The following is a 1,671-nucleotide window of genomic DNA, read 5'->3' on the forward strand; positions in this document are numbered from 1 at the left end:
GCCCCAGACGTCGTGCGTGCGGTCGGTCTCGCTCGTCGGAGAGGTCACGAATGGCCGGTGCCCCGCCGGGGGCGGTTCATGCGCTGGCGCATGGATCCTGGTGGGCCCGGGTCAGAGCACCGGGAGTGCCCGGGCGGACCGCAGGTAGCGGCGCAGCTCGATGCGCGCGTCTGCGGGGGAGTAGCCGCTCGCGCGGAGCTTCTCCAGGCTCAACACGCTGCTGGCCGGCCGGGGCGCCAGGCGCCCCTGCCGCGCCGCGTAGTGCGCCGTGCTGACCGGCCGGACGTCGGCCGGGTCGCGGCCGCAGTGCCGGAAGACCTCGGCGGCGACCTCCGCCCACGACATCGCGGGCCCGGCGTTGCTCACGTGGTAGGTGCCGTACGGCGCCCGCGACCCGAGCAGGTGGCGGGTCGCGCCGGCCAGCTCGCCGGCGAAGGTCAGGCGCCCGACCTGGTCGTCGACAACCTCCGGGCAGGTGCCCTGCGCAGCCAGGCGCTGCATCGTGCGCACGAAGTTGGGCCCGTCGCCGACCAGCCACGACGTGCGCAGCAGGTAGTGCGCCGGTACGCCGCCGACGGCGAGGTCGCCCGCGGCCTTGGCCTGGCCGTAGACGCCCAGCGGCGAGAGCGGCTCGTCCTCCTCGTGCACCCCGATCGCCCCGTCGAAGACGTAGTCGGTGGAGTAGTGCACCAGCGTGAACCGGTGCTCGACGGCCAGCCGGGCCAGGAGCGCCGGCGCTTCGGCGTTCACCGCCCAGCAGGCGCGCCGACCCGACGGGGTCTCGGCGCCGTCGACCGAGGTGTACGCCGCCGCGTTGACGACCGTGTCGTAGTCCTCCCACGGCCAGGCCCGCACGGCGTCGCCGTCGGTGAGGTCGAGCTCCGCGGCGTCCACGGTGTCCACGAGCGCGCCCGGGTCGTCGGCGAGCTCCGCGGCGAGCGCCCGCCCGAGCTGCCCGGCCGCGCCCGTGACGAGGGTCCGGCGGCGGGGCAGGGGCGCCACGTGCGCGAGGCGCGGGTGGGTCCGGTCGCGCTCGGAGATCTCCGCCTCCGCGAGCGGGACCGGCCAGGGGATCGCGAGCTCGGGGTCGTCGAGGCTCACGGCCGGGTAGGTCACACCCGCGCGCCAGTGGTCGTTGACCAGGTAGGTGTAGGCCGTGCCGTCGGCGAGCGCCTGGTAGCCGTTGGCCACCCCGCGCGGCACGAACACCGCGATCCCCGGGGCGAGCTCGAGGTGCGCGGTGACGCCGTACGTCGCCCCCGCGCGCAGGTCGACCCAGGCGGCGAACGCCGAGCCGGCCGCCCCGGTCACCAGCTTGTCCCACGGCTCGGCGTGCAGCCCCCGCGTCACCCCGCGGCGGGCGTTGTAGGCGACGTTGGCCTGCACCGGCCCGAGGTCGGGGACGCCGAGCGCGACCATCTGCTCGCGCTGCCAGCTCTCCTCGAACCACCCGCGCGCGTCGACGTGCACCGCCAGCCGCACGACCAGCAGCCCCGGGATCGGCGTCCGGTCGACCTTCGGCCCCATCGCGGCGCTCATCTCCGGGCCCTCACTGGCCCATCGAGGCATAGGCGGACTCGACCACCTGCTTGCCGGGGCGCCACCAGTCCTCGTGCCGGCGGTACCACTCCACGGTCGCGGCCAGACCGGTCTCGAAGTCCACGAACGCCG

The 1,671-nt window shown here is 75.7% G+C and carries 1 protein-coding gene; it reads right to left on the reverse strand.

Annotation, left to right across the window (positions count from 1 at the left end; genetic code table 11):
* Nucleotides 1–111: 111 nt before the first annotated feature.
* The gene (locus Q0L15_RS22115; protein WP_296607004.1) at nucleotides 112–1,539 is read right to left on the reverse strand and encodes a bifunctional dTDP-4-dehydrorhamnose 3,5-epimerase family protein/NAD(P)-dependent oxidoreductase; all 1,428 of its coding nucleotides are present in this window, start codon (nucleotides 1,537–1,539) and stop codon (nucleotides 112–114) included.
* Nucleotides 1,540–1,671 lie beyond the last annotated feature (132 nt).

This window comes from Nocardioides sp., from assembly GCF_024509035.1.
Lineage (GTDB): Bacteria > Actinomycetota > Actinomycetes > Propionibacteriales > Nocardioidaceae > Nocardioides.

Coding starts and splice junctions, on each gene's coding strand:
- Q0L15_RS22115 (WP_296607004.1), bottom strand. CDS start 1,539: ATGAGCGCCGCGATGGGGCCGAAGGTCGACCGGACGCCGATCCCGGGG.